This window comes from uncultured Bacteroides sp. (assembly GCF_910578895.1).
Lineage (GTDB): Bacteria > Bacteroidota > Bacteroidia > Bacteroidales > Bacteroidaceae > Bacteroides.
This window is the reverse complement of the sequence record NZ_CAJTSC010000029.1, coordinates 1-23,519: the sequence shown is the minus strand read 5'-3', so window position 1 is coordinate 23,519 and position 23,519 is coordinate 1. Positions and strand designations below refer to the sequence as shown.

The window sequence follows — 23,519 nt, the reverse complement described above, 5'->3', positions numbered from 1 at the left end:
TACCAATTCTTATTATCTACTGCCAAACAGTGATTTCATTCTTATCATAGACAATCGAAAAGCCCTGTCAAAACATACAAATAATACCAAACTTAATACAGAATAGATAGAAAGATACTTAATTGCAACCCAGCAAAACGTTCTATATGAAGATATTATACCTAAAGAGGATAAATCACCAAAAAAGAAAACAGTCAACCAAGATATTAGAATTAATATAACATATTTAGTATAACGCCAAACATACTCATTAATACTTGCTTTAAAACCTTTCCTAAATAAAAAAACAGGTTTCCAACAACAAACTATCAATAAAAGGCTTGTTAAAACACCCGATAAAATGCCTACTAATCCATAATAATATCCCAAAAGAATTGAAAGTCCCAAATTCAACATAGCTTCTGTTAGTGGAGCCCAAATATCCTGAAATAATCCATAGGCAGATAAAAACACCTGACTTGTCCGCGTCAAATTTATAAAAGCAATCATTACCATGAGCTTAAATGCAATTCCTTCCAATACAAATTCTTCCCCAACCCAAAGACTAATAAAGGAATGTCCCAATGTATAAATGCCAAAACATATAATCGAAGCAAACCACATTTTTATAGATGTAAATTCCCAAAATACAGATTTAACACGCGTAACATCTCCCTCTGCCGCCAAATTGCCAATAGAAGCAGTAACCCCATTAAATAAAGAATTCATAAGGGAAATTACTCCTAAAATAATGAGCATATAATTACCATAAATAGCGACCAAAGTCAATGAAGCATAAGCATAAATCACCAAAGGGCTCGTTTGGGTTAATACAACACCTGCTATTTGATGAAAAAAAATCTGTTTCGTTTTCTGAATGATTTCCGGATATTTTTTCCGAAGTTCTCCGCCTTTTGACGGAACTGATTTTAGCCATGGATATATACGTTTCAATAATTTATCTAATACGATAGCCATAACAACGGATATTACCAATTCTAAAATCATCCAATAAACATATCCATTATTCAAATAATAGATGGCAAATATCTGTAAAAACACCTTTATAGCTCTACCGCCTTGCAGATTCCAAGTTACCACATACTCTTTTTGATCTGCCGTCAATACTATTTGGCGATAATTAATAAAATAACCGAGTAATGCGCTTATAAGCAATACAATAAAGGAACCATAAGTATACCATAAAGGAACTTTTGCCTTATCAAAAATCAGTGGAAAAAAGCACATCAACACGCATGCACTTATAATTACACAATAGGCAACCCGACGATAAAGCCATCCTTGTATAGAAACTATCTCATTAACTGCTTGAATATTTTTCTTATAAAGAGGTTTATAAAGCGTAAAAGCAATAGCACCACCTATTCCTAATTCCGCTAAATTCAAGAAACCTATTAGATTCTGCGCAGTAGTATTCAATCCTAAAAGTTCTGCTCCCAAATAGTCTAAAAAAACTTTACGGGAGAAAAATTGTAAAATCAAATTGATAAAATAAAAGGCTAAACCAATCTTAGCGTTTTTAAAACTCTTGACAGTTCGAGACATTTCTGACACTTATTACTGTAGCAGTTATTAAGTTACTTAAGAAAAAGCATATATGATTACAAACTGTTCGGACTCAACAAATCATATACGGAAATATACTATAGTTTATACTGAATAAGAACAGGGTTATTGAAAATCAGCATCCTAAAATCTTATTCGACATATTGCCTACTGATTATAAAATTATTACAATCCATCAAGTTAACTTTAACACACCGTTAAAGTTAACTTCCTACCATCAACGAAGTTAACATCGTAAACGCAAGAAGTTAACTTCTTGCAAATAGAATATATATTACTTGATTTTCGCCTTAACATTGTTAAAGCAGAGACTTTATTTTTAACAATAAAAAGAGATAAACGATGTTACAATTATCTTTGTATCAAATATCTATCCACATTACGCGTCTCTTTGCTAAAGTTCACCCCTATTTTCACCAGTTTCTTACCAGCCAAGACATAAGGAATCAGATAGCCTTTTTCATCAATCTGTTTCAGTGCTTCCTCGGCACTACCATCCAACTTGAACTCAAATATATAGATAGAGTCATCCGTCTTCACAACTGCATCGGCACGACCACGGGCACTACGTACCTCAGTCTCTATAAATTGTCCCATTAAAGTGAAAATTACATAGAAGATAGCCTGATAATGCCGTTCCGACTTCGTATCCAACTCGTAAGGGATACCTGCAAAAAACACTTTCAAACGTTCCATAAAGGCATCCACATCACCGGCACGAAGTTCACGCATGAATTTAGCAATATGAAAACCCGTCTCATCATCGGTGATATGGGTATAGAAAGGTACTAAAAAATTCAGAAAACCGTAACGGACTTCATCATTGGGAAATCCTAAGGTATAGAGACCAACTTCCTTATCATAAGACTTAATAGTCAGATAGCCACTCTGATAAATCATAGGTAACGGATTACTTGTTTCCACACGATATTCTAAAAATGCAGAAGCTGTCACAGCAACACCCTCAATCAGAAAGCGAAGATTATAATCACTCTCTTTCAACAAATTTATCAAATAGGTAGGAGTACCTGTCTGAAACCAAAAATTATCCAGTATTTTCGATTTAAACGCATTCAGCACACTGAAAGGATTGAACACCCCTTCACTATACGGATAAAAATGATAACCATCATACAATTTGGTCATCTTTTCCAACATCGCATTGAAATTCATGTCATTGGACACCCCTAAACGTTCTATCTCCGGAGTAAATGCCCCAACCAATTCCTCTTTTGTAATACCGCATAAGGAAGAATAGTCGGGCCATGAACTGATGTCCTGCAATTGGTTCAGGTCACTGAAAACACTGACTTGCGCAAACTTGGTTACTCCTGTCAAAAAGACAAAACGAAGATAACGGTCTGAACTTTTCAGTACCCCATAAAAGGCTTTCAAGGTACGGCGGTACTCTTCCAACAAAGGTTTATTGAGAACAGCCTGAAGCAAAGGCTTGTCATATTCATCAATCAATACCACCGTTTGCTTACCTGTACGGATACAAGCTTGCTCTATCACGTATGCGAAACGCTCTTCCGGGCTGCGGTCCTGTCTTTCCGTACCGTATTTCTGCTCCCATTTCTCCAAATACTGATTGAGCATGGCTACTAAATCAGCTCCCGTTTCATACTTACGGGCATTCAAATCAAGATGCAGCACGGGATATTCTTCCCATTGGGTTTCCAGTTTTTCTATGGCAAGTCCTTGAAACAAATCCTTACGCCCTTGAAAATAGGCTTCAAAAGTAGAAAGAAGCAAACTTTTGCCAAAACGACGAGGACGACTCAGGAAATAAGGAGTAGAATTAGATGCTATCTTATACACCAATGCCGTCTTATCTACATAAAGATAGTTCTCTTTACGTAGCTTTTCAAAACTTTGTATGCCGACCGGCAATTTGCGTATTTGTTCCATATTTTGCCTCATTTGGAAAGCGATATGCAAATATACTAATTTTCAACACAGAGAAAACAGGGTTTCGCAAAGTTTTTTGAGTTCGGGAAGAAATAGAGTATCACCCCCTTCTCACATAGCTCACCGGCACACTCACCAATGCACACCCTAATTCCTGCAATCGTACAGCTATGTAATATTTACTTTCGTATTTCACCATTTCACCGCGAATGCCCTGCATGCTCCCTTTCGCTACAGTCACCATAGTTCCCGGAGCAATCGGTTCGTTGACCATTAATATAGAAGTATCGGAAAGGTCCGCCATGAAGCGGAAATCCGCCATTTGCCGGTCGGGAATGATAAGGGGAGCGTTCGTGCCGCGTTTACTAAAGAAATGATGGACATTGGGAGCATGTTCTACAACAGTGAGTTCGGGACGGGAAAGACAGACAAAAACCATACCGCCAATCACAGGTTTGGTCACCTTAATACGCTTTCCGGCATGTTCCCGATAGACATCATGCACAGGTAAGTACACTTCTATACCTTGCTCACGAAGCCACGACTCTACTCTGAATTCAGTATTGTGACGAACATAAACAGCATACCAATGCCTATGAACCGAAGTAGTTAACAAATGCTAATGATAAATTATTAATAGTTTAGTAATAAGTGTTTTATAATTTCACTATGATTGAGCTGTTTTTACGGCTCCGCCGAACGTAGCTTTTACTACGCCTTTCATTTAAGAATGGTATTTATGTCCACGATTAGTTTATTTTGCAAGGGCAAAGATAAACACTCCGTGCGGAACTACAAAATATTTGATAGATAAAAAGTTTTGAATTAGCATAATCTTCTTCCACGTACATCAAACATTTTTCCCCTTTTTCATTTATCTTTGCATGCCTGTTTCCAACGTAGAAAGAAGAGGGGAAACTTCAAGAAGTTGTAGAAAGACAGGAAGAAGAAAGAGTTAATTGATTAATTAAAAACACTAACTAAAAATCAGAAAATTATGGCAATGCATACTTGGTTTGAGTGCAAAATCCGTTATGAAAAAACAATGGAAAACGGAATGAACAAGAAAGTGACCGAACCCTACCTCGTAGACGCACTCAGTTTTACAGAGGCGGAAGCACGCATCATCGAAGAAATGACTCCATTTATTTCGGGAGAATTTACCGTATCGGACATCAAACGGGCAAATTACAGTGAGTTATTTCCATGCGAAGAAGATGCCGCCGACCGATGGTTCAAATGCAAATTGGTTTTCATCACACTGGACGAAAAAAGCGGTGCAGAGAAAAAAACATCCACTCAAGTGCTGGTGCAGGCTGCCGACTTGCGTGATGCCGTGAAGAAACTGGATGAAGGCATGAAAGGTACAATGGCAGATTATCAGATAGCATCGGTAGCAGAAACCGCCATCATGGATGTATATCCGTATAGCGCAGAACCGGATGACAAGCCGGAAGTGTAAGAAAGAAGAAGTGAATAGCAAAAATTGAAAGCCTTATTGCGCATACATTATTATATATACGATGAGTATTGCAGAAAACATAAAAAAAATTCTGAATGAATTGCCTAAAAGCGTGCGTCTGGTAGCCGTCTCCAAATTTCATCCAAACGAAGCCATTGAAGAAGCTTACGGAGCAGGACAACGTGTGTTCGGGGAAAGCAAGGTGCAGGAAATGACCTCCAAATACGAAAGTCTGCCCAAAGACATTGAATGGCATTTCATCGGACATCTGCAGACAAATAAAATCAAGTATATCATACCATACGTAGCACTGATTCATGGTGTAGACTCCTACAGGCTTCTCACCGAAATTGACAAGCAGGCAGCCAAGGCGGGACGGGTTGTGAACTGCCTGCTTCAACTGCACATTGCGCAAGAGGAAACCAAATTCGGTTTCAGTTTCGACGAATGCCGGAAAATGTTTGCGGATGACAAGTGGAAAGAGCTTGAAAATGTCCGGATATGCGGATTGATGGGTATGGCAACAAATACCGAGAATACCGAACAAATCAAAGCTGAATTTTGTTTATTAAATAGTTTCTTCCAAGAGGTTAAAACTACGTGGTTTCCCGATGTGGAATGGTTCCGGGAATTGTCTATGGGAATGTCCCATGATTATCATGAGGCAATCGCCGCCGGCAGTACCTTGGTACGCGTAGGAAGTAAAATATTTGGAGAAAGAATCTATTAAATAACAAATAACTATTATCATGGCAACATTAACAACTACTTTTGCAGGGTTGAGACTTAGAAACCCGATTATTGTCAGCAGTTCCGGACTTACCGACAGCGCTGCTAAAAACCAAAAACTTTATGAGGCCGGGGCGGGAGCTATTGTACTCAAATCTCTTTTTGAAGAGCAAATCATGATGGAAGCCGATTGGCTCGGAGATCCCAATATGTATCCGGAAGGAAGTGATTATCTGGTAGGATATATACGCGAACACAAATTGGGTGAGTATTTGAACTTAATCAAAGAGAGCAAGAAAGTCTGCAACATTCCCATCATTGCCAGTATCAACTGTTATCAGGATGCGGATTGGACAGAGTTTGCCAAGAAAATAGAAGAGGCCGGCGCTGACGCATTGGAAATCAACGTCCTTGCCTTGCAAACTGACATGCAATATGTGTACGGTTCGTTTGAACAACGCCATATCGACATTTTGAGCCGCATCAAACAAACGACCAATATCCCCATCATCATGAAATTGGGAGACAACCTTACCAATCCGGTAGCTCTCATTGACCAGCTATATGCCAATGGTGCTGCGGCAGTAGTAATGTTCAACCGTTTTTATCAACCGGACATTGATATCGAGAATATGACCCAACGTGCCGGAAACATATTCAGCACAGATGCCGACTTGTCTAAGTCTTTGCGCTGGATAGGTATTGCCTCTGCCGCTGTCAGCAAGTTGGATTATGCGGCATCCGGCGGCATACACGCTCCCGAAGGAGTAGTGAAAGCCATTCTGGCGGGTGCTGCGGCTGTAGAGATATGCAGTGTACTCTACCGGAACTCCGATGCCATCATCGAGGAATATGTACGTTTCCTGAATTTATGGATGGAACGTAAGGGAATGGAAAATATCAACCAGTTCAAAGGTACGCTGAATGTAAGTGACTTGAATGGGGTAAACACATTCGAACGCACCCAATTCCTGAAATATTTCTCTTCACACAAATAAGCATAGCTTATATATGACAAACGGATGATGCACCTATGCGCATCATCCGTTTTTTTATATCATGGATTTATATCCACTTAAACAATCATCCCCCCCTACTCTTTCTTATCCAATACTTCAAAACAGGAATTCTTGCTGACAAATTCAGGAACGATGTCTTTCATGGCAGCTACAATCTTCATCTGGTCATAAGTATAGCTGACGTCAATCAATTTCTGAATACGCGCTTTCACCTCGTCATAATCATACTCGCGCACAGTGGCGATCATAATCTTTTCGTGATAGGTAGGTTTGGTAAGCTCCTTGACATTAAGCAACTCCTCATACAATTTCTCGCCGTGACGTAATCCGGTAAACTCTATCTTCACATCCGTACGTCCGGAAAGGCTTATCATGCGTTTGGCAAGATCTACAATCCGCACCGGTTTACCCATATCAAAGATGTAAATCTCTCCACCATGTCCCATGCTACCGGCTTCGAGCACCAGGCGGCAAGCTTCCGGAATAGTCATAAAGTAGCGTATAATTTCCGGATGAGTTACCGTCACAGGACCGCCACGTTGTATCTGGTCGCGAAAACGAGGTATAACCGAACCGTTTGACCCAAGAACATTTCCAAAACGAGTCGTAATGAACTGCGTAAAAGGTCCGTTTTCCGCCTGTGCCTGCAACTTCTTTGCCAACGACTGGATATAAATCTCACAGATGCGTTTGGAACATCCCATTACATTGGTGGGGTTCACCGCCTTATCCGTAGAAATCATGACAAACTTCTCCGCACCGTATTTCACCGCCAAATCGGCAACAGTACGCGTTCCGTAAACATTTATCTGGATAGATTCGGACACGTTATCTTCCATCATCGGTACATGTTTGTAGGCTGCCGCATGAAAAATATACTGTGGCTTATACCGTTTGAATATTTCCTCCATACGAGTTGCATTGGAAATATCGGCAATAATGGTTTCGGCATCAATATCGCGCCAACGGTCCTGCAACTCCAAACGAATGTCGTGCAACGGAGTCTCCGCCTGGTCTATAAGGATGAGTTTATAAGGATTGAAAGAAGCTACCTGGCGCATGATTTCACTACCGATAGAGCCTGCAGCCCCGGTAATCATCACCCGCTTGCCTTCCAAATGGGAAGCAACCTTATGGATATCAATCTCAATAGGATTGCGTTGCAACAAGTCCTCAATCTGTATTTCTTTCAGTTGAGCACGGTCCAGAGGTTGTCCGTTCCATTCACTCAACGGTGGAGCCGTCATCAACTTGATATTATGCGACAACAGGCGATCTGCCATATCGGAACGCTTGAATGCCTCCATCTTGGCAGGAGAAACGATAATGGTATGCACATCACGGTCGTCCAGGCAATCCATCAAGTTGCCATCATTGGGATATACCTTTACACCCATCATCACCTTATTAATAAGTTCCGGTTCATCGGCAATGAACCCCCGCAGACGGTAATGGTTACGCAAATTAACACGCAACGCCTTTGCAATATTCACTCCTGCCTCTTTAGCTCCGTAAATAAATACATTGGCACTGTGCGAACCGTCAAAGTTCAACGCTTCGAAGAATATCTTTACAAGTACACGGGAACATGCCATCATGGCAAAACTGATGATATAAGACATGAAAAACACCGTAGCGGGCGCTACATGGATACCCAGGCATTTTTTTGCCAGCACACCCGTTATCATCAGCAACGCATAAGAAACCGTCAGCGACACGAATATGCGCATTATATCTACAAACGATGAAAAACGCAGTACGCTGGAATACGTACGGAACACTCTAAAAAATATCAGATTGACCAACACCGTCCATACAATCGTTATATCCACAGACGATGATTCCGAAAAAAGAATCCGAAAATCGTATCGCAACGCATAAGACAACAAGCTGGATACGACAATTATAAGCACATCAACCAATAGAACAGTCCATATCGGCAATACCTTTGCTGAAAGGTACCGATGAAAAAAGTTTCGCTTCATCACGTTTGACAGTTTTTGTTTTAGGTACCGCAAAGATACACTATTTTTTATCAAAGCGAAGAAGAAATTAATAAAATATTACGGCTCGTTCATTTAAGAGAGTTAGAGATGTTGTTATTTCACATCGCTTCGTTAGGAGCCGTTAAAGAAGTTAAAGGAATTAAGGCCGATACTCTTGTATATGATATTGTTACAAAAGTATCGGCTTTAGCTCCTAAGCCGACTTGGCGGCTGATAACTCCTTTTAACCCCTTGATATAAAAAAGTCCTGATATTTTATTACATCAGATTACTTGCCAATTCACTTAACTGGCTACGTTCTCCTTTTACCAAATTGATATGTGCAAACAGGTTCTGGTCTCTCATGCGGTCTATCATATAAACAAGCCCATTGGACTGGTTATCCAAATACGGCTGGTCTATCTGCTGGATATCACCCGTAAAGACCATCTTCGTTCCTTCTCCGGCACGCGTTATAATCGTTTTTATTTCGTGAGGAGTAAGATTTTGCGCTTCATCGATGATGCAATAAGTCTCGCTCAGGCTACGTCCACGAATAAAAGCCAGGGCTTCAATGACAAGCTGGTCGCTTTTCTGCATATCATCCAGCCTTTTCACCTCGCTCGAATTTGATGCGAACTGGTGTTTGATGACGTTCAAATTATCAAACAGCGGCTGCATATAGGGAGCCACCTTCTCATTGGCATCGCCCGGCAGGAAACCAAGATCCTTATTGGACAAAGCAACGATAGGACGCGCCAGCAGGATTTGTTTATAATCCGTCAGCTTGCCCAAAGCAGCAGCCAGTGCCAACAATGTCTTACCGGTTCCCGCCTTACCGGTAAGAGCTACCAACTTGATATTCGGGTCGTTCAGTACCTCGAAAGCAAAACTCTGCTCGGCATTACGCGGTTCGATTCCGTAGTTTTTCGTCTTGTTTACGCGGCAGACAGAGTGGGTAAAAGGATTATAGCGTGCAAGCACACTGCTACGGTCGCTTTTCAGCACAAAGCATTCATTCGGATGCAGAATATCCTTAAAGTCGAATTCACTGATATCCAACCCTTCTTTGGACGAGTAGATACGGTCTATCAACCCCGGATCGACTCCTTCAAATACCTCATTCGATTTTTCAAATATATCTACATTGACTACCTTGTCATTGATATAATCCTCGCACAGCAGCCCGATAGAACGCGCTTTCATGCGAAGATTAATGTCTTTGGTGACAAGAATAGATTTCATTTCCGGCTTCTTCTCCGTCAGCCAGTCCACTACGGACAGTATCTGATGATCGGGAATACGTTCCGGAAAGGAACTGCGTACACGAGACGAATCTACCGAACCTGCCACTACAAACAAATGTCCCAACCCCTCGCCCAGCGGAGCACCTTTTGTAAAAAGGTTATCATCGGTAATCATATCGAGTTCCCGAACAAACTCACGGGCATTGAAATTTATCTGCTCGTTGCCTTTCTTGAATTTATCGAGCTCTTCAAGCACTACAATGGGAAGATAAATGTCGTTCTCTTGAAAATTCCTCAAACAGTTATAATCGTGAAGAATAACATTCGTATCAATCACAAAATTTTTCTTGGTTCCCATACTCTTTATATTTAAATTGTTTATACCTTATACCGACAATATAAAATAAAGCAAGCCATACACACTTAAATAAAAATGCCTTATCTTTGCCGTTCTTAAAGATAACAATTTAATAAGGAGAAAAGATTTCTTTCCCGTTAATTTTTATAAAAGATGGACTATCAGAACACTTTAACATACTTATATAACAGTGTGCCCATGTTCCAGCAAGTGGGTGGCGCGGCATACAAAGAAGGATTGGAAAATACACATACATTGGACGCTCACTTCGGACACCCCCACCGTTCATTCCGTACAATCCATATAGCGGGAACCAACGGTAAAGGGTCTTGTTCCCACACGCTGGCTGCCATATTGCAGGAAGCCGGATATCGCGTAGGGCTCTACACCTCTCCACATTTGATAGATTTCCGCGAACGTATCCGTATAAACGGTCTGCCTATACCGGAAGAATACGTAGTGCGCTTTGTTGAGGAAGAACGTGGCTTTTTTGAACCGCTGCATCCTTCTTTCTTTGAATTGACCACTGCGATGGCATTCCGTTATTTTGCCGATGAGAAAGTGGATGTAGCCGTTATCGAAGTCGGACTGGGCGGCAGACTGGATTGTACGAACATCATTCATCCGGACTTGTGTATCATTACCAATATAAGCCCCGACCATACCCAGTTTTTAGGCGACACCCCGGCAAAGATAGCAAAAGAAAAAGCGGGTATCATCAAGACAGGTGTTCCTGTGGTCATCGGAGAAACCACCCCTGAAACCAAACCGGTTTTCCTGCAAAAAGCGGAAGAAGAGAAAGCGCCCATCACATTTGCGGAAGACATGATGAACAATGATTATCCCGAGCTGCAAACAGAGCTGCAAGGACTTTATCAGATAAAGAACACACGAACCGTCCTCGCCGCCCTGCCACTACTGCAAAAAGCCGGCTACCGGATAGACGAATCCGGTGTACGTAACGGTTTTGCCCATGTCTGCGAACTGACAGGCTTGATGGGACGCTGGCAGAAATTACAGGACACCCCTACCCTGATATGCGACACCGGACACAATGTAGGTGGCATAACATACATCGTAGAGCAACTGAAACAGCAGACTTTTCGCCAACTCCACATAGTAATAGGTATGGTAAATGACAAGGACGTGAACGGCGTACTTGCCTTACTTCCCCAAAATGCCACCTATTATTTCACCAAAGCCGGCGTAAAACGCGCACTTCCTGAAGAAGAGTTGTGCAAACTCGCCGCTAAAGCCGGCTTGCAAGGAGAGTGCTATCCGGACGTGGCTGCCGCCGTGATTGCCGCACAAGAAAAAAGCCACCCGGAAGACTTCATCTTCGTAGGTGGCAGTAACTTTATCGTAGCGGATTTATTAGCGGACCGCGATGCACTCAATCTCCACTAAGGCATCTTTCGGAAGCGCCTTCACGGCAACTGCCGAGCGGGCGGGAAAATCTCCGTCAAAATAAGTGGCATATACCTTATTCATGTCGGCAAACAAGGACATATCCGCCAGAAAGACGGTAGTCTTTACGATATTCGCCATGCTTAGTCCTGCCTCTTCCAGAATGTGCTTCACATTCTCCAACGACTGGCGTGCCTGAGCCTCCGCACCTTCCGCCATTACTCCGGTAGCAGCATCAATGGGCAACTGACCCGATACAAACACCATTCCGTTTGCTTCAATAGCTTGACTGTATGGACCTATTGCCCCCGGAGCCTTTTGGCTGCAAATTACTTTTTTCATAATTTTTGTTCCTTTTATCTGTTCATTATCAAATATATCACATCTTTCTTTACAATATTCTCAAAAAAGTCAGTAGGTTCATGCAGTATTTCCCGAAACCGTGCATTTATCATACAGACACACGAAAGACAATTTCATTCATAACCGATTAATACCTAAGACTTAACTTCTATTTAACAAGGGAAAATTTCCCCAATAAAGGCTCTGCTTTCATCGGCAGGGCCTTTATCTTTAATTATAGAACTTATTTACAGTGCTTTTCAATCAGTTCATTCACATTCGGATCGCCCAATTCTTTTGCCTTTGCAAAACTTTGGCACGCCTCCTCCTTTTGCTTCATTTGCAGTTGGGCAATTCCCATTAGCCGATAAGCTTCGGAATATGAAGGGTCAATCGCCAAAGCATCTTGCAATACCTCCAAAGCCTCCTTATTACGTCCTACACGAATATTGACAACAGCAAGTTCCGCACGGTAAGTCAAGTCTTTCGGATTTAGTTCAATGGCTTTCTCCATATCGTTCAATGCCCGTTGGAACTGCCTGGCACCTAATGCCGCCTGCTCACGATAGAAATAGAATACATCATTCACCTTACCGTTCACTGCCTTGTAGTAAGCATCGTAATCCAACATGGCGGCACGTGCCCGATTTGCATTCATGCGGGCTTGGGCACGTTCCAACAGGTAGGGAGCGGCTTCTTCCGTATACGGTTCGGCGAAACGCGCCATACAACTATCCATCAACGCCAATATTTCTTCCGCCGGAGCTTTCATCAGTTCTTTGGTCTTCGCCGCGCTAAAGAAAGTTGCCGGTGATGCCATATCGGATTGGTTAACTTTTTCATAGCAGGTCAAAGCCGCCGGATAATCTTGCTTTGCAAACAGAATATCTCCTTCTGTCTGTACATACACCGGAAGTTCTTGAACAGCAGATGCCTTTCTTATTTCATCTACCGCCTTATCGTAAGACCAGTCTTTATAAGGCTTCTCCGGATTGCCCAACATATAATTGTATATCAGCTTGGCACGATTGTAATACACATCATCTTTCTTTTGCGCCACACTCAAGGCCTTATCCATGTCAGCCGCCACATTATCCATCGTGACATCATCCTTAGAATGATACAACCGGTTGGTGGCACGGCGTATATAGCCATCGGCACTGTTCGGATATTCAACGATAAAATCATCCAACAACGCCGCATACTTCTCCGGAGCAACCTGCGAAGATGCCATGAAGAGGAACACTAAAGCTTGTTCTTCCGTGTCGGGCAATGCTTTCTTGATGCCGATATTCTTTAAAGCCATATCACTGAAAGAGAATGCGGATACACTTTGAGTCATTGCAAAGTCCGCATCCACCGCATAGCATATCGTAGCAGTATCGGCACCGGATGATTTCTGCGCAAGAGCAAAAACCTGCCCCTCCTCGGTCATGACAGGACAACTCACCATTTTATCTTTCAGGCGCACGTTGAGCGTATAATAATAATATTTCTCGGAGAATTTATCCGCAGCTTTCATTTGTCCGGAAGTGTAAGAACGGTCTTTTTGCGTGGAATAAGGCAAAATATACACATTAGTACCTACCGCCGGAGCCACGCTTGCCAAATTCAATGCCGGAACCTTCTTGGCGGATATACCTACACGAAACTTAATGACATCGTACATATCATTCGCACCCAGAACAGAAGTTACCGACATCTGCACACCTTCCGAATTTATCACTACTGCCCGTTGCGCACCCTTGAATAACGAATAATCGGACAAGGCAACACCGTCTTCCGTCACGAAAAATCCGTTTCCGGTATTCAAAATCTTATCATCCTCGCCATAAGTAACCACCGAGAATACGGCACGTTTGGCTTTCTCCACCCATTTAGGGGCTTGTGCTACACTCCACTGCGCCAAAAGACACAGCGCGAAAAGCAGGAAAATCTTCTTTTTCATATTTAGTTGTTTCTTTGTTTCACAGCTTCATAAATCAAGATACCGGCTGCAACAGATACATTGAGAGACTCAATCGTACCCAACATCGGAATCTTCACCCATTCATCGCACAATGCAAGGTTATCGTAAGAAACTCCCTTATCCTCAGCACCCATAATGATACACATGGGACCGGTATAATCGGCTTTTGTATAATCATAGTCTCCTTTTTCAGTAGCGGCTACAATATGGAAACCGCTATTCTTAAGGAATTGCAACGTATCTTTCAGACTCTGTTCGCGACATACAGGCAAGGTATGCAATGCACCTGCCGAAGTCTTTACGGCATCAGCATTTACCGTCACACTGTTCTTGGCAGGAATAATAACGGCATCTACCGCCGCACACTCGCAGGTGCGGGCTATCGCTCCGAAATTACGCACATCCGTTATGCCGTCCAGCATAACGAACAACGGGTTTTTGCCTTCTTCAAACAGGAACGGCACGAGGTCTTCCGTCTTCTGATAAGTCACGGCAGAAACAAACGCCACCACGCCTTGATGGTTCTTACGCGTAATGCGGTTGATGCGCTCTACCGGCACACGCTGCACCGGTATTAAAGTTCCCTTCAATGCTGCAAACAACTCTTTGGAGAGTTCGCTCTGAATATCCTTCTTTACCAATATCTTGTCAATATCCTTACCAGCCTGAATAGCTTCTATCACGGCACGGACGCCAAAAATCATTTCACTTTTATCTATCATTGTATCTTATTGTTTTTTTGTTCTACTTTAGCCTGCCAAAGTTCTACTCTACGGTTGTAAAGTTCTACTTTATAACCGCAGCATACAACATCCGTCAGACGATGCCTAACAACGCTTTCGCATTGTTCAGCGCAGCTTCAGTCAAGGTAGCACCACTCAGCATGTGGGCTATCTCCTCTACCCGCTCTTCATCCGTCAAGCGGCGGATGTGGCTATTGGTTTCCGTTTCATTATCCTGCTTATACACTTTATAATGAACACGCCCACGGGCGGCAATCTGCGGCAAGTGGGTGATACTGATAACCTGGCGGTCGCTATTGCCCATCTCCTGCATGATATCCGCCATACGGTCGGCAATCTCGCCAGAGACGCCGGTATCTATTTCATCGAATACGATAGTGGGCAACTTCACCGCTCCGGCTATCATTGCCTTGACAGAAAGCATGACGCGGGCTATCTCACCACCCGAAGCCACCGAAGAAATATTCTGCAAAGCCCCATTCTTATTAGCGGAGAAAAGGAAGTTCACCGTATCCACGCCATGCGCACCCGGTTCCTTACGCGTACCTATTTCCACTTGGAAACGGACATTGGGCATGCCCAGCGGTATCAGGCGTGACGCCATTTGCTTCTCAACCTCGCGAGCGGCGGCAGTACGCAATCCGGTAAGTACCGCAGCCTGTTTTTTCACCTTATCATATAAGGCCTCGCTACGCACTTTCAATGCTTCAATCTGTTCATCCGATGAAGTGATGTTGGAGAGCTTGGCGGCATAATCATCCGCCAGCACCAGAAGTTCATCCACCGTAGAGACACGATGCTTCTGCTGAAGCGTATAAATCAAGTTCAGGCGGTCGTTTACTTCTTCCAACCGAACAGGGTTAAATTCAATCTCCTCCTCTTTTCCTGAAATCTCTTGAGAAATATCTTTCAATTCGATGTAGCTGCTTTCCAGACGTTCGGCAAGTTCCCCGGCAACAGGATATACTTTCTCCAAACCCGCCATTGTATTCAGGCACTCCTTCAGTGCCGAAAGCAAACCGCCTTCATCGGAGTTCATCGCCTGACCGGCACGAAAAAATCCCGCCTTTATCTCTTCCGCATGGCTTAGCGTATCGGCTTCCTGTTCCAGTTCCTCCTGTTCTCCGACAGCCAAATGCGCATCTTCCAACTGCTCCAACTGAAAACGGATGTAATCCTCGTCAGCCTTATTTTGTGCGGCAACTACTATAAGGTTTTCCAAGTCCTGCCGTACCTGCTTCCATTCCCGATAAAAAGATTGATATTTACTCAATTCATCTTCATCGTGCGCCAACAGGTCCAACACATTCAACTGGAAACCTTCTTTGTTCAACAACAAATTCTGATGTTGCGAGTGTACGTCAATCAATTGTTCGCCCAGTTCTTTCATCTGTACCAGCGAAGCGGGCGTATCATTAATAAACGCACGGCTTTTGCCCGAAGCATAGACCTCACGGCGCAGGATACATTCATCTTCGTATTCCAGTTCATTTTCCTCAAAGAAAGGCTGCATGCCATAGCCGGCAATCTCGAAACGGGCTTCAATCACACACTTTGCAGCACCCCGTCTGATGGACTTCACATCGGCACGCTGTCCCAGCAACAGGCCGATAGCACCCAATATAATGGATTTTCCGGCACCGGTCTCGCCGGTAATCACCGAAAATCCACTGCCGAAGCCTATGTCGAGCTTCTCGATAAGCGCATAATTCTGTATATATAAAGAACGCAACATTTTATAACTTGAGAATTAAGAATTGAGAATAAGAGATACACTAATGCTTCATTACGTCCACCAAATAATCGATGATGTCCGCAGCCACTTCCGCTTTGGACTTCAAAGGATAATCCTTTTTACCGCCGCGGTCGATAATGCTGATTTTATTGGTGTCGTAACAGAAACCGGCTCCTTTGTCATTCAATGAGTTGAGCACGATAAAATCCAAATTCTTACGGTTTAGCTTATCTTCCGCATTATGCTGTTCGTTATTGGTTTCGAGGGCAAATCCCACCAATACCTTGTCAGGACAGTTCTTCTTCATCTCTCCCAGACAGGCAGCGATATCCCGGGTCGGCTTCAAATTCAAAGACATATCCCCGGTCTGTTCCCGCTTTATTTTGCTATCGGCAACCTGTTCCGGGGTGTAGTCGGCAACGGCAGCTGCCATAATAACGGCATCCGCATCGCCAAATGAAGCTACAGCCGCCTCAAACATCTGTCCGGCAGACTCCACACTGAGATATTGGTGCATGGCATAATGCGGCTGTAACCGGACAGGTCCTGAAACAAGAATGACCTTTGCCCCTCTTGACGCACATTCATCGGCAAGCGCCAAGCCCATTTTGCCCGACGAGTAATTACCGATAAAACGTACCGGATCAATCTTTTCGTACGTAGGTCCGGTGGTAATCATGATTGTCTTACCCACCAGGTCGCCCTCTTTTGCCGCAAAGAATTCTTCCAAACAATGGACTATCACATCCGGTTCTTCCATTCTGCCCTTCCCTACCAAATGGCTTGCCAATTCGCCCGTACCCGGCTCTATGATATGGTTGCCGTATGAACGCAGCGTATCCAAATTCTTTTGAGTGGACGGATGGGCATACATGTCCAAATCCATTGCAGGAGCAATAAAGACCGGGGCTTTGGCAGACAGGTAAGTGGTTATAAGCATATTGTCGGCAATGCCATTCGCCATTTTGCCGATAGTGGAAGCCGTGGCGGGAGCTATCAGCATGGCATCCGCCCATAAACCCAAATCCACATGGCTGTTCCAAGTCCCGTCGCGCTGTGCAAAAAATTCACTGATGACAGGCTTGCTTGTGAGAGCAGACAGCGTAATGGGGGTTATAAATTCCTTTCCGGCAGGAGTTATAACGACTTGCACTTCCGCTCCCCGTTTTATTAATCCGCGGATGATATGACAAGCTTTATATGCGGCAATACTTCCCGTAATGCCGAGTACTATTTTCTTTCCTTTCAGTGGATTTGCCATGAAATCAAATTCTATTTATATAATCAAGTACAACACTACACTACTTCCGGGTCATTTCACGCAAACGGATTTTAGTCAGCATGGCTTTGGTATTCAGCGTAAAATCACTGTTCAGTATCCAACTGTAATATCCCGGATCACGCTTCAACACATCTGCCACCGACATGCCTTTATACTTACCGAAATTAAACACTTCCACACCCTTGTCATCGTATACCATACGTCCGGCAAAGTCTACATTCTTATTGAAACTGGAATAATCCGACAAGAAAGCCACATCGTTCTGCAAGTCGGGATAACGGTCCAGCTGCGACATCAGCACCTCGTAAGTGGCACGCGTATCGGCTTCCGCCGTATGCGCGTCTTCCAAATTCTTGCCGCAATAGAATTTATAAGCGGCAGACAGCGTACGCTGCTCCATTTTATGGAAAATAACCTGCACATCCACAAACTTACGGCGACTCATATCAATATCCACATCCGCACGCAGGAACTCTTCCGCCAACACGGGAATATCAAAACGGTTGGAGTTGAAACCGGCAAGGTCGCACCCCTCAATATCGTTGGCTATGCTGCGTGCCACTTCCTTGAAGGTGGGACACTGCGCCACATCTTCGTCATAAATACCATGAACGGCGGAAGCCTCCTCAGGAATATGCATTCCGGGATTGATGCGCATGGTCTTGGTTTCCTCATTTCCGTTGGGATATACTTTGAGATAACAGATTTCCACTATTCGGTCCGAGTTGATATTTGTTCCTGTAGTCTCCAAATCGAAAAAGACAATCGGATTTTTCAGATTTAATTTCATTATTTTCTATGTTTATTGTTTCACCCCAAAAGCTTCCCGGATTTAATCTTTTAGGCACGGACTGCACGGAACTCACAGTTTCGGTCCTATCCGTAACCGCATTGGTCCATGCAATTCGTGCCTAAAATCCATAAAGTACTCGTTTATCCGGGGCATTCGCCATCATGCCCTTTTACGGTAAAAAGAATTATTATTCTCAGTCATTCAGCATCATCGGCATCAGCAGCATCAGCAAGTCTTCGTTTTCGTCCTGCTCTACCGGAACAATAACGCCGGCGCGCGAAGGATCCGCCAACTCTATAACTACTTCATCCGCCGATATATTATTCAGAATATCAATGAGGAAAGTAGATTTAAAGCCGATACTCATCGGATTACCGGCATACTGGCACGGCTGCGTCTCCTCTGCCGAAGTGGAGAAGTCGATGTCCTGTGCCGAAATCACAATCCGATTATCCTGCATGCGCAGTTTGATAAGGCTGCTTGCCTGTGAAGAGAAAATGGAAACACGACGCAACGCACCAATCAGCTGCTGACGGTCTACAGTCACTTTATACGGATTGTTCTGCGGAATTACGGAGTTATAGTTCGGATAACGTCCCTCAATCAGGCGGCATACCATGCGATAGCTTTCCAAAGTAATCACCGCATTGCGTTCGTCAAATTCAATGGTTACCATGCCCTGCTCTTTCGGCAAAAGATTCTTCATCAGATTGGCAGGCTTCTTTGGCAAGATGAAGGCGGCACGTTCGTTGCCTTTAGCAGCCAGCGTCTTGCAGCGCACCAGTTTATGACCGTCGGAAGCCACCATCGTTATGTCTTCGGTAGTAATATCGAAATAGATACCGTTCATCACCGGACGGAGTTCGTCATCGGCTGTGGCAAACACCGCACGGTTGATGCCACCCAGCAACACCTGCGCATCCATTTCCACACGAACGGCATTCTCGCCCAACATTGCCGATTGCGGGAATTCGTCCGCATTCTGCCCCATCAGGCTGTATTTACCGTTTTGATACTGTACCGTTATCTCCAAAGAATCCGTATTTACATCGAAAGCCAACGGCTGTTCGGGAATTTCCTTCAAAGCGTCCAACAAAGTCTTGGCAGTCACAGCGAAACGTCCGTCAGCATCACTTTCATTCACCTCAACCGTGGTAACCATCGTCGTTTCACTGTCGGAAACGGTTACAGACAAAGTTCCGTCTTGTAGTTCAAAAAGGAAACAATCCAAAATAGGCAGCGCATTCTTCGAATTAATCACGCGGCTGATAGCCTGCAAATGGCTGGAGAGCGCAGTACTCGAAACGATAAATTTCATATATTCTATATATTTAAGTTTTAATTTCAGCTAACTTGTTAACTAACGGACAAAGTTAAAAAAAGAATTTCCTACGACAAAGAAATAGCAAGAAAAAACCGCCGTTTATTCGTCGCATGTCCCTAAAAAATCGTAACTTCGCCGCATCATTTAAAAAGAGAACAATGGAATTTACAGGAAAAATTATCGCCATACTCCAGCCCAGAGGCGGAGTTTCCAAAGCATCAGGCAATGAGTGGAAAGCGCAAGAATACGTTATCGAAGATCACGGACAGTATCCCCGTAAGATGTGTTTTGACGTATTCGGAGCAGATAAAATAGAACAATTCAACATCCAGATGGGTGAAGAATTGACAGTTTCTTTCGATATTGACGCACGTCAGTGGCAAGACCGTTGGTTCAACAGTATCCGCGCATGGAAAGTGGAACGCGTCAGTGCCGCCGCACCGGCACCGGGCGCACCGGTTCCGCCGCCGGCTCCGTCTGCAGCACCGGAATTTTTGTCGGGAGATGCAAAAGACGACCTGCCTTTCTAAATAGAGAAGCAACAATACGTTTGTAAAATAAGAAAAAGACCGTGTATGCACAAGTGCATACACGGTCTTTTCCGTTATAAACCGTTAAACTGTTATTCCTTGATTTCAATTTCCGATTTCCCCGCCTTTGTATAATAGGACAAGATTAGGATATACCACATCGTCCATACACGTAAACTGTATAGCTATAACAAAGTGGCGGAAGAACTTGGAGTGGCGGAAAAAGAAATTCGGTATCAGCCGCACATAATTTTCCGGTTGAAGCATCATTTCTCCCATATCCGCCATCATAGCAAAATTATAATACGGAGAAAGACTGCCTACCCCCTCCTCATACACCGAAGTACCGTCCAGCACCTCCCCATTCTCTACAGCGTCTATGTAGGCAGAAAGGCTACGCGCATCGGGTGCCAACAATAAAGCTCCTTTATAAAAACAGGCACACGTATGAAGCGCAGATTCCGTAATCCCCGTCAATTGCGTCAATATAGTATTCCGGGGCAACACATACTGCCGATACTTCCGTGCACGCGGATACTGCTTATAATCGGGAGATATCTGCGAAACAGCCGGAGCGTCTTCTTCTTTCGGAGTGGCATACAGCAAATTTTGCAGATAACGTTCCGCCCGTACCTCATCTTTTACCGCAACGCTCATTACGGCGCAAGGATACCGGTCTGTAGTATCTTTAGATTGAAACAAGCAGGACATAATACTCTCTCCGGCATGCTCCTTCATAAATCCCATCCAATCTTCATCCCGTTTTTTGATATAATCGGAATAAGTCGCCTTGGCATACTCCTGCTGTGAAGTAAAACCGAACATGGCTTCCAAGTCCGAAATAGCCCATTGGTTATAGAAGAAAGCAGAAGCAGGAAGCCGCTCTCCCGAAAAATCTTTTATCGGATTCTGCCTGCGAAGCGCATTGATAAACGTACGGGTAGTATCCGCCCCATGGCTGATGCCTGAACAATAAACAGCCTCTTCATTGAATTTCATATCAAACTCCGCCCAACTCCCCAAGTGTGCATGCGAACGAATGCCATCCGTTTTTTTACCCATATTCACCTCTTTCATACGCACATACACCGTTGCAGCCACATTGGTGCGTTTTCCTGCATACATGGTGCGGAAAGAAAGCATATCCATCAACGACCGTTTGGAGCAGCGGGCATCAATAACCTGCTCTATCAAACGTTTTTGAAAACTGACTGCAAAAAAATCCGGCGTGAAATAGGTTGCAAGAAAACGTCCATCCGCCATGGGATAAATACGTATCTCCTCACCATTATAATCAAAGTATTTGGAGGGAAACGTACTGGAACAGTACTTACGTATAAAAGATTCCACCAACTCGTAGTCTCCCGCCCCCAAACTGCAATACAACACCTGGTTTAAAGGAGTGTCCGGCTCATGAAAACTGATAAGCATCTTGTTCATCTGCCTGCTCAACCCATGCGGAGTGTCGCCCACCAATGTGTCAAGGTACTTCTTCAGATAAACAAAAAGTTCCGAAACATATAGGAAATGATCGTCCTTGCTACAATGCAATCCGTTGATATCTTGCATTAAATCAGCCATACGGTCTGTCTCAAACACAGCCGTGGCATTTTGCGGCACTAAAGTAAAGAGATTAAAATCCTGCCGGTTTTCCACCGCATTCATACGCAGAAACGAGTATACGCCAAACCCCGTACACAGCAACACTATGGACACAACAACGACTATTCGTATAAGGGTTTTCTGTTTCATGGCATACATTCATCAACTGTTGGCAAAAATAGACATTCTTACTAATAAAACAAAACAAACCTTTCAAAAAGTTTAGAAATCTATTTCCATACCATCATAAGCCAAGTGTACATGGGACGGCAACCTATTGTCAACTTCGGCATGCAATCCCGTATGATGGCTCATGTGGATGAAATAAGTTTCTTTTGCACCGATACGTTCTGCAGCCGCCAACGCCTCCATAATGCTTTGGTGCGTAGGATGCGGTTGCGGCCGCAAGGCATTTATTACCAAAACATCCACTCCCTGCAATTGTTCATACGAGGTGTCCGGCATTGTAAGCATATCTGTCACATAACCCAAACGCCTGCCGATACGGTATCCCAAGATAGGCAGACGACCGTGCATCACGGCAACCGGCAGCACTTCCGTCTTCCGGATAGCAAAAGGCTTGCCTGCTTCCACTTCCTGCAAGTAAATGCGCGGCACTCCCGGATATTTCTTATCCACAAAGCAATAAGGCATACGCTCCCGCAGGTGAGTAGCTGTGTAAGCATCCGAAAAGAGAGGAATTTCCGAAAGACGGCAGAAGGGACGCAAATCGTCTAATCCGCCTACATGATCGTAATGTTCGTGAGTTAGCAGTACGCCGTCTATCCGCTCATAAATGGAAGTACGCAGCATTTGCGTCCTGAAATCGGGACCGCAATCTATCAATATCACCGCATCGTCCGTATGCACTAACGCCGACGCACGCAAACGGTTGTCGCGCGGGTCGGCAGATGTGCAGACAGGACACGTACAGCCCATTTCCGGTACTCCGGTGGATGTTCCGCTTCCTAATATAGTCAGTTTCATAACAGTTTCTCCACTAATAATTATGATGTCTGCTAAAAGACAGTATCAATCGCGATACAAAGATACGTAAAAACAACCGCTTCCATAACAAACAGGACAAGTAAGAGTAAGAGTTTAACAAAATTCATAAATATCCGGTCTATAAAGAAAACGAAAGAGACGTATTTACCTTTTCACAAAATCCATAGAGATTGACTTCAGTCGCCACTCATTTTTCTTTTTCTCAAAAAATGCCGTAAGATAAACGGTGGAAAGCCGATTGGGAGAAAAGTTCCCTGCAACCAGTTTGGCTGTCCGTCTTCTTATATTCATCTTATGGATTTCGAGAATAAAGCGGCAAGACGTTGTATCTACATCCGCCTTATCTATAATACGGAATTTCAAACAAGATACATTCTCGGTAAATTGATTATCAATAAGATATGCCATCCCTATATTATCCACAAACTCATTTATCAGAGTGCACTTAAGAGATTTTACATCTTGTGAAAAACAATTTATGTTTATAGTTTCCAAAAACATTATAAG

At 43.6% G+C, this 23,519-nt stretch carries 20 protein-coding genes; 5 read left to right on the top strand and 15 right to left on the bottom strand.

The window, feature by feature from the left end; all coding sequences use genetic code 11:
- Nucleotides 1–12 precede the first annotated feature (12 nt).
- The 3 genes from QZ327_RS08845 to QZ327_RS08835 all read right to left on the bottom strand — a co-directional run bounded on the left by QZ327_RS08845 (nt 13) and on the right by QZ327_RS08835 (nt 4,093).
- On the bottom strand, nt 13–1,554 hold the full coding sequence (locus QZ327_RS08845) for a sugar transporter (protein WP_294618710.1): 1,542 nt from the start codon (nt 1,552–1,554) through the stop codon (nt 13–15).
- Between the two features lie 363 nt (nt 1,555–1,917).
- Nucleotides 1,918–3,477 (bottom strand): ATP-binding protein, encoded by a 1,560-nt coding sequence (locus QZ327_RS08840; RefSeq protein ID WP_294618709.1) that lies wholly within the window; start codon nt 3,475–3,477, stop codon nt 1,918–1,920.
- A gap of 100 nt (nt 3,478–3,577) precedes the next feature.
- Complete coding sequence (locus tag QZ327_RS08835) at nt 3,578–4,093, bottom strand: UpxY family transcription antiterminator (RefSeq protein ID WP_294618708.1); 516 nt, start codon at nt 4,091–4,093, stop codon at nt 3,578–3,580.
- Nucleotides 4,094–4,474: 381 nt separating this feature from the next.
- Here QZ327_RS08835 and QZ327_RS08830 point away from each other — a divergent pair, with 381 nt between their 5' ends.
- The 3 genes from QZ327_RS08830 (at nt 4,475) to QZ327_RS08820 (ending at nt 6,666) form a co-directional block, all read left to right on the top strand.
- Nucleotides 4,475–4,939, top strand: a complete 465-nt coding sequence (locus tag QZ327_RS08830; protein WP_294618707.1) for a DUF4494 domain-containing protein — start codon at nt 4,475–4,477, stop codon at nt 4,937–4,939.
- 61 nt (nt 4,940–5,000) lie between these two features.
- The gene (locus QZ327_RS08825) at nt 5,001–5,669 is read left to right on the top strand and encodes a YggS family pyridoxal phosphate-dependent enzyme (protein ID WP_294618706.1); all 669 of its coding nucleotides are present in this window, start codon (nt 5,001–5,003) and stop codon (nt 5,667–5,669) included.
- A 19-nt stretch (nt 5,670–5,688) separates the two neighbouring features.
- Nucleotides 5,689–6,666, top strand: a complete 978-nt coding sequence (locus QZ327_RS08820; RefSeq protein ID WP_294618705.1) for a dihydroorotate dehydrogenase-like protein — start codon at nt 5,689–5,691, stop codon at nt 6,664–6,666.
- 95 nt (nt 6,667–6,761) lie between these two features.
- Here the strand turns inward: QZ327_RS08820 and QZ327_RS08815 are convergent, their stop codons facing one another.
- Nucleotides 6,762–8,672: a nucleoside-diphosphate sugar epimerase/dehydratase gene (locus QZ327_RS08815; RefSeq protein WP_294618704.1), complete on the bottom strand. Its 1,911-nt coding sequence runs from the start codon at nt 8,670–8,672 to the stop codon at nt 6,762–6,764.
- Between the two features lie 279 nt (nt 8,673–8,951).
- A complete protein-coding gene (locus QZ327_RS08810) occupies nt 8,952–10,277 on the bottom strand; it encodes a PhoH family protein (RefSeq protein ID WP_294618703.1) in 1,326 nt (441 codons plus the stop codon).
- A gap of 153 nt (nt 10,278–10,430) precedes the next feature.
- Here QZ327_RS08810 and QZ327_RS08805 point away from each other — a divergent pair, with 153 nt between their 5' ends.
- Nucleotides 10,431–11,684 (top strand): folylpolyglutamate synthase/dihydrofolate synthase family protein, encoded by a 1,254-nt coding sequence (locus tag QZ327_RS08805; protein WP_294618702.1) that lies wholly within the window; start codon nt 10,431–10,433, stop codon nt 11,682–11,684.
- Here the strand turns inward: QZ327_RS08805 and QZ327_RS08800 are convergent.
- The 7 genes from QZ327_RS08800 to dnaN form a co-directional block, all read right to left on the bottom strand.
- Nucleotides 11,652–12,026: a RidA family protein gene (locus tag QZ327_RS08800; RefSeq protein ID WP_009121656.1), complete on the bottom strand. Its 375-nt coding sequence runs from the start codon at nt 12,024–12,026 to the stop codon at nt 11,652–11,654. The genes QZ327_RS08805 and QZ327_RS08800 overlap by 33 nt on opposite strands.
- A gap of 244 nt (nt 12,027–12,270) precedes the next feature.
- Nucleotides 12,271–13,974: a tetratricopeptide repeat protein gene (locus QZ327_RS08795; protein ID WP_294618701.1), complete on the bottom strand. Its 1,704-nt coding sequence runs from the start codon at nt 13,972–13,974 to the stop codon at nt 12,271–12,273.
- 2 nt (nt 13,975–13,976) lie between these two features.
- The gene (gene rlmB / locus QZ327_RS08790; RefSeq protein ID WP_294618700.1) at nt 13,977–14,717 is read right to left on the bottom strand and encodes a 23S rRNA (guanosine(2251)-2'-O)-methyltransferase RlmB; all 741 of its coding nucleotides are present in this window, start codon (nt 14,715–14,717) and stop codon (nt 13,977–13,979) included.
- Nucleotides 14,718–14,811: 94 nt separating this feature from the next.
- Nucleotides 14,812–16,473: a DNA repair protein RecN gene (gene recN, locus QZ327_RS08785; RefSeq protein ID WP_294618699.1), complete on the bottom strand. Its 1,662-nt coding sequence runs from the start codon at nt 16,471–16,473 to the stop codon at nt 14,812–14,814.
- Between the two features lie 40 nt (nt 16,474–16,513).
- On the bottom strand, nt 16,514–17,734 hold the full coding sequence (gene coaBC / locus QZ327_RS08780) for a bifunctional phosphopantothenoylcysteine decarboxylase/phosphopantothenate--cysteine ligase CoaBC (protein ID WP_294618698.1): 1,221 nt from the start codon (nt 17,732–17,734) through the stop codon (nt 16,514–16,516).
- A gap of 40 nt (nt 17,735–17,774) precedes the next feature.
- Nucleotides 17,775–18,545, bottom strand: a complete 771-nt coding sequence (locus QZ327_RS08775; protein WP_294618697.1) for a 3'-5' exonuclease — start codon at nt 18,543–18,545, stop codon at nt 17,775–17,777.
- 196 nt (nt 18,546–18,741) lie between these two features.
- Nucleotides 18,742–19,866, bottom strand: coding sequence for a DNA polymerase III subunit beta (gene dnaN, locus QZ327_RS08770; protein WP_294618696.1), 1,125 nt, complete (start codon nt 19,864–19,866; stop codon nt 18,742–18,744).
- Between the two features lie 164 nt (nt 19,867–20,030).
- Between dnaN and QZ327_RS08765 the strand changes: the two genes are divergently transcribed.
- On the top strand, nt 20,031–20,402 hold the full coding sequence (locus tag QZ327_RS08765) for a DUF3127 domain-containing protein (RefSeq protein WP_294618695.1): 372 nt from the start codon (nt 20,031–20,033) through the stop codon (nt 20,400–20,402).
- Between the two features lie 105 nt (nt 20,403–20,507).
- On the opposite strand, the gene QZ327_RS08760 is transcribed toward QZ327_RS08765, so the two are convergent.
- The 3 genes from QZ327_RS08760 to QZ327_RS08750 form a co-directional block, all read right to left on the bottom strand.
- On the bottom strand, nt 20,508–22,154 hold the full coding sequence (locus QZ327_RS08760) for a DUF3352 domain-containing protein (RefSeq protein WP_294618694.1): 1,647 nt from the start codon (nt 22,152–22,154) through the stop codon (nt 20,508–20,510).
- A 72-nt stretch (nt 22,155–22,226) separates the two neighbouring features.
- Entirely contained in the window at nt 22,227–22,991 is a 765-nt protein-coding gene (locus QZ327_RS08755) for an MBL fold metallo-hydrolase (protein ID WP_294618693.1), read from the bottom strand.
- 165 nt (nt 22,992–23,156) lie between these two features.
- The coding region (locus QZ327_RS08750) for a hypothetical protein (protein ID WP_294618692.1) at nt 23,157–23,519 on the bottom strand (363 nt) is incomplete at its 5' end.

What these genes read in the sequence shown, in the direction of transcription:
- QZ327_RS08840 (WP_294618709.1), bottom strand. Translation starts at nt 3,477, where the DNA reads ATGGAACAAATACGCAAATTGCCGGTCGGCATACAAAGTTTTGAAAAG.
- QZ327_RS08830 (WP_294618707.1), top strand. Translation starts at nt 4,475, where the DNA reads ATGGCAATGCATACTTGGTTTGAGTGCAAAATCCGTTATGAAAAAACA.
- QZ327_RS08825 (WP_294618706.1), top strand. Translation starts at nt 5,001, where the DNA reads ATGAGTATTGCAGAAAACATAAAAAAAATTCTGAATGAATTGCCTAAA.
- QZ327_RS08820 (WP_294618705.1), top strand. Translation starts at nt 5,689, where the DNA reads ATGGCAACATTAACAACTACTTTTGCAGGGTTGAGACTTAGAAACCCG.
- QZ327_RS08815 (WP_294618704.1), bottom strand. Translation starts at nt 8,672, where the DNA reads ATGAAGCGAAACTTTTTTCATCGGTACCTTTCAGCAAAGGTATTGCCG.
- QZ327_RS08810 (WP_294618703.1), bottom strand. Translation starts at nt 10,277, where the DNA reads ATGGGAACCAAGAAAAATTTTGTGATTGATACGAATGTTATTCTTCAC.
- QZ327_RS08805 (WP_294618702.1), top strand. Translation starts at nt 10,431, where the DNA reads ATGGACTATCAGAACACTTTAACATACTTATATAACAGTGTGCCCATG.
- QZ327_RS08800 (WP_009121656.1), bottom strand. Translation starts at nt 12,026, where the DNA reads ATGAAAAAAGTAATTTGCAGCCAAAAGGCTCCGGGGGCAATAGGTCCA.
- QZ327_RS08795 (WP_294618701.1), bottom strand. Translation starts at nt 13,974, where the DNA reads ATGAAAAAGAAGATTTTCCTGCTTTTCGCGCTGTGTCTTTTGGCGCAG.
- rlmB (WP_294618700.1), bottom strand. Translation starts at nt 14,717, where the DNA reads ATGATAGATAAAAGTGAAATGATTTTTGGCGTCCGTGCCGTGATAGAA.
- recN (WP_294618699.1), bottom strand. Translation starts at nt 16,473, where the DNA reads ATGTTGCGTTCTTTATATATACAGAATTATGCGCTTATCGAGAAGCTC.
- coaBC (WP_294618698.1), bottom strand. Translation starts at nt 17,734, where the DNA reads ATGGCAAATCCACTGAAAGGAAAGAAAATAGTACTCGGCATTACGGGA.
- QZ327_RS08775 (WP_294618697.1), bottom strand. Translation starts at nt 18,545, where the DNA reads ATGAAATTAAATCTGAAAAATCCGATTGTCTTTTTCGATTTGGAGACT.
- dnaN (WP_294618696.1), bottom strand. Translation starts at nt 19,866, where the DNA reads ATGAAATTTATCGTTTCGAGTACTGCGCTCTCCAGCCATTTGCAGGCT.
- QZ327_RS08765 (WP_294618695.1), top strand. Translation starts at nt 20,031, where the DNA reads ATGGAATTTACAGGAAAAATTATCGCCATACTCCAGCCCAGAGGCGGA.
- QZ327_RS08760 (WP_294618694.1), bottom strand. Translation starts at nt 22,154, where the DNA reads ATGAAACAGAAAACCCTTATACGAATAGTCGTTGTTGTGTCCATAGTG.
- QZ327_RS08755 (WP_294618693.1), bottom strand. Translation starts at nt 22,991, where the DNA reads ATGAAACTGACTATATTAGGAAGCGGAACATCCACCGGAGTACCGGAA.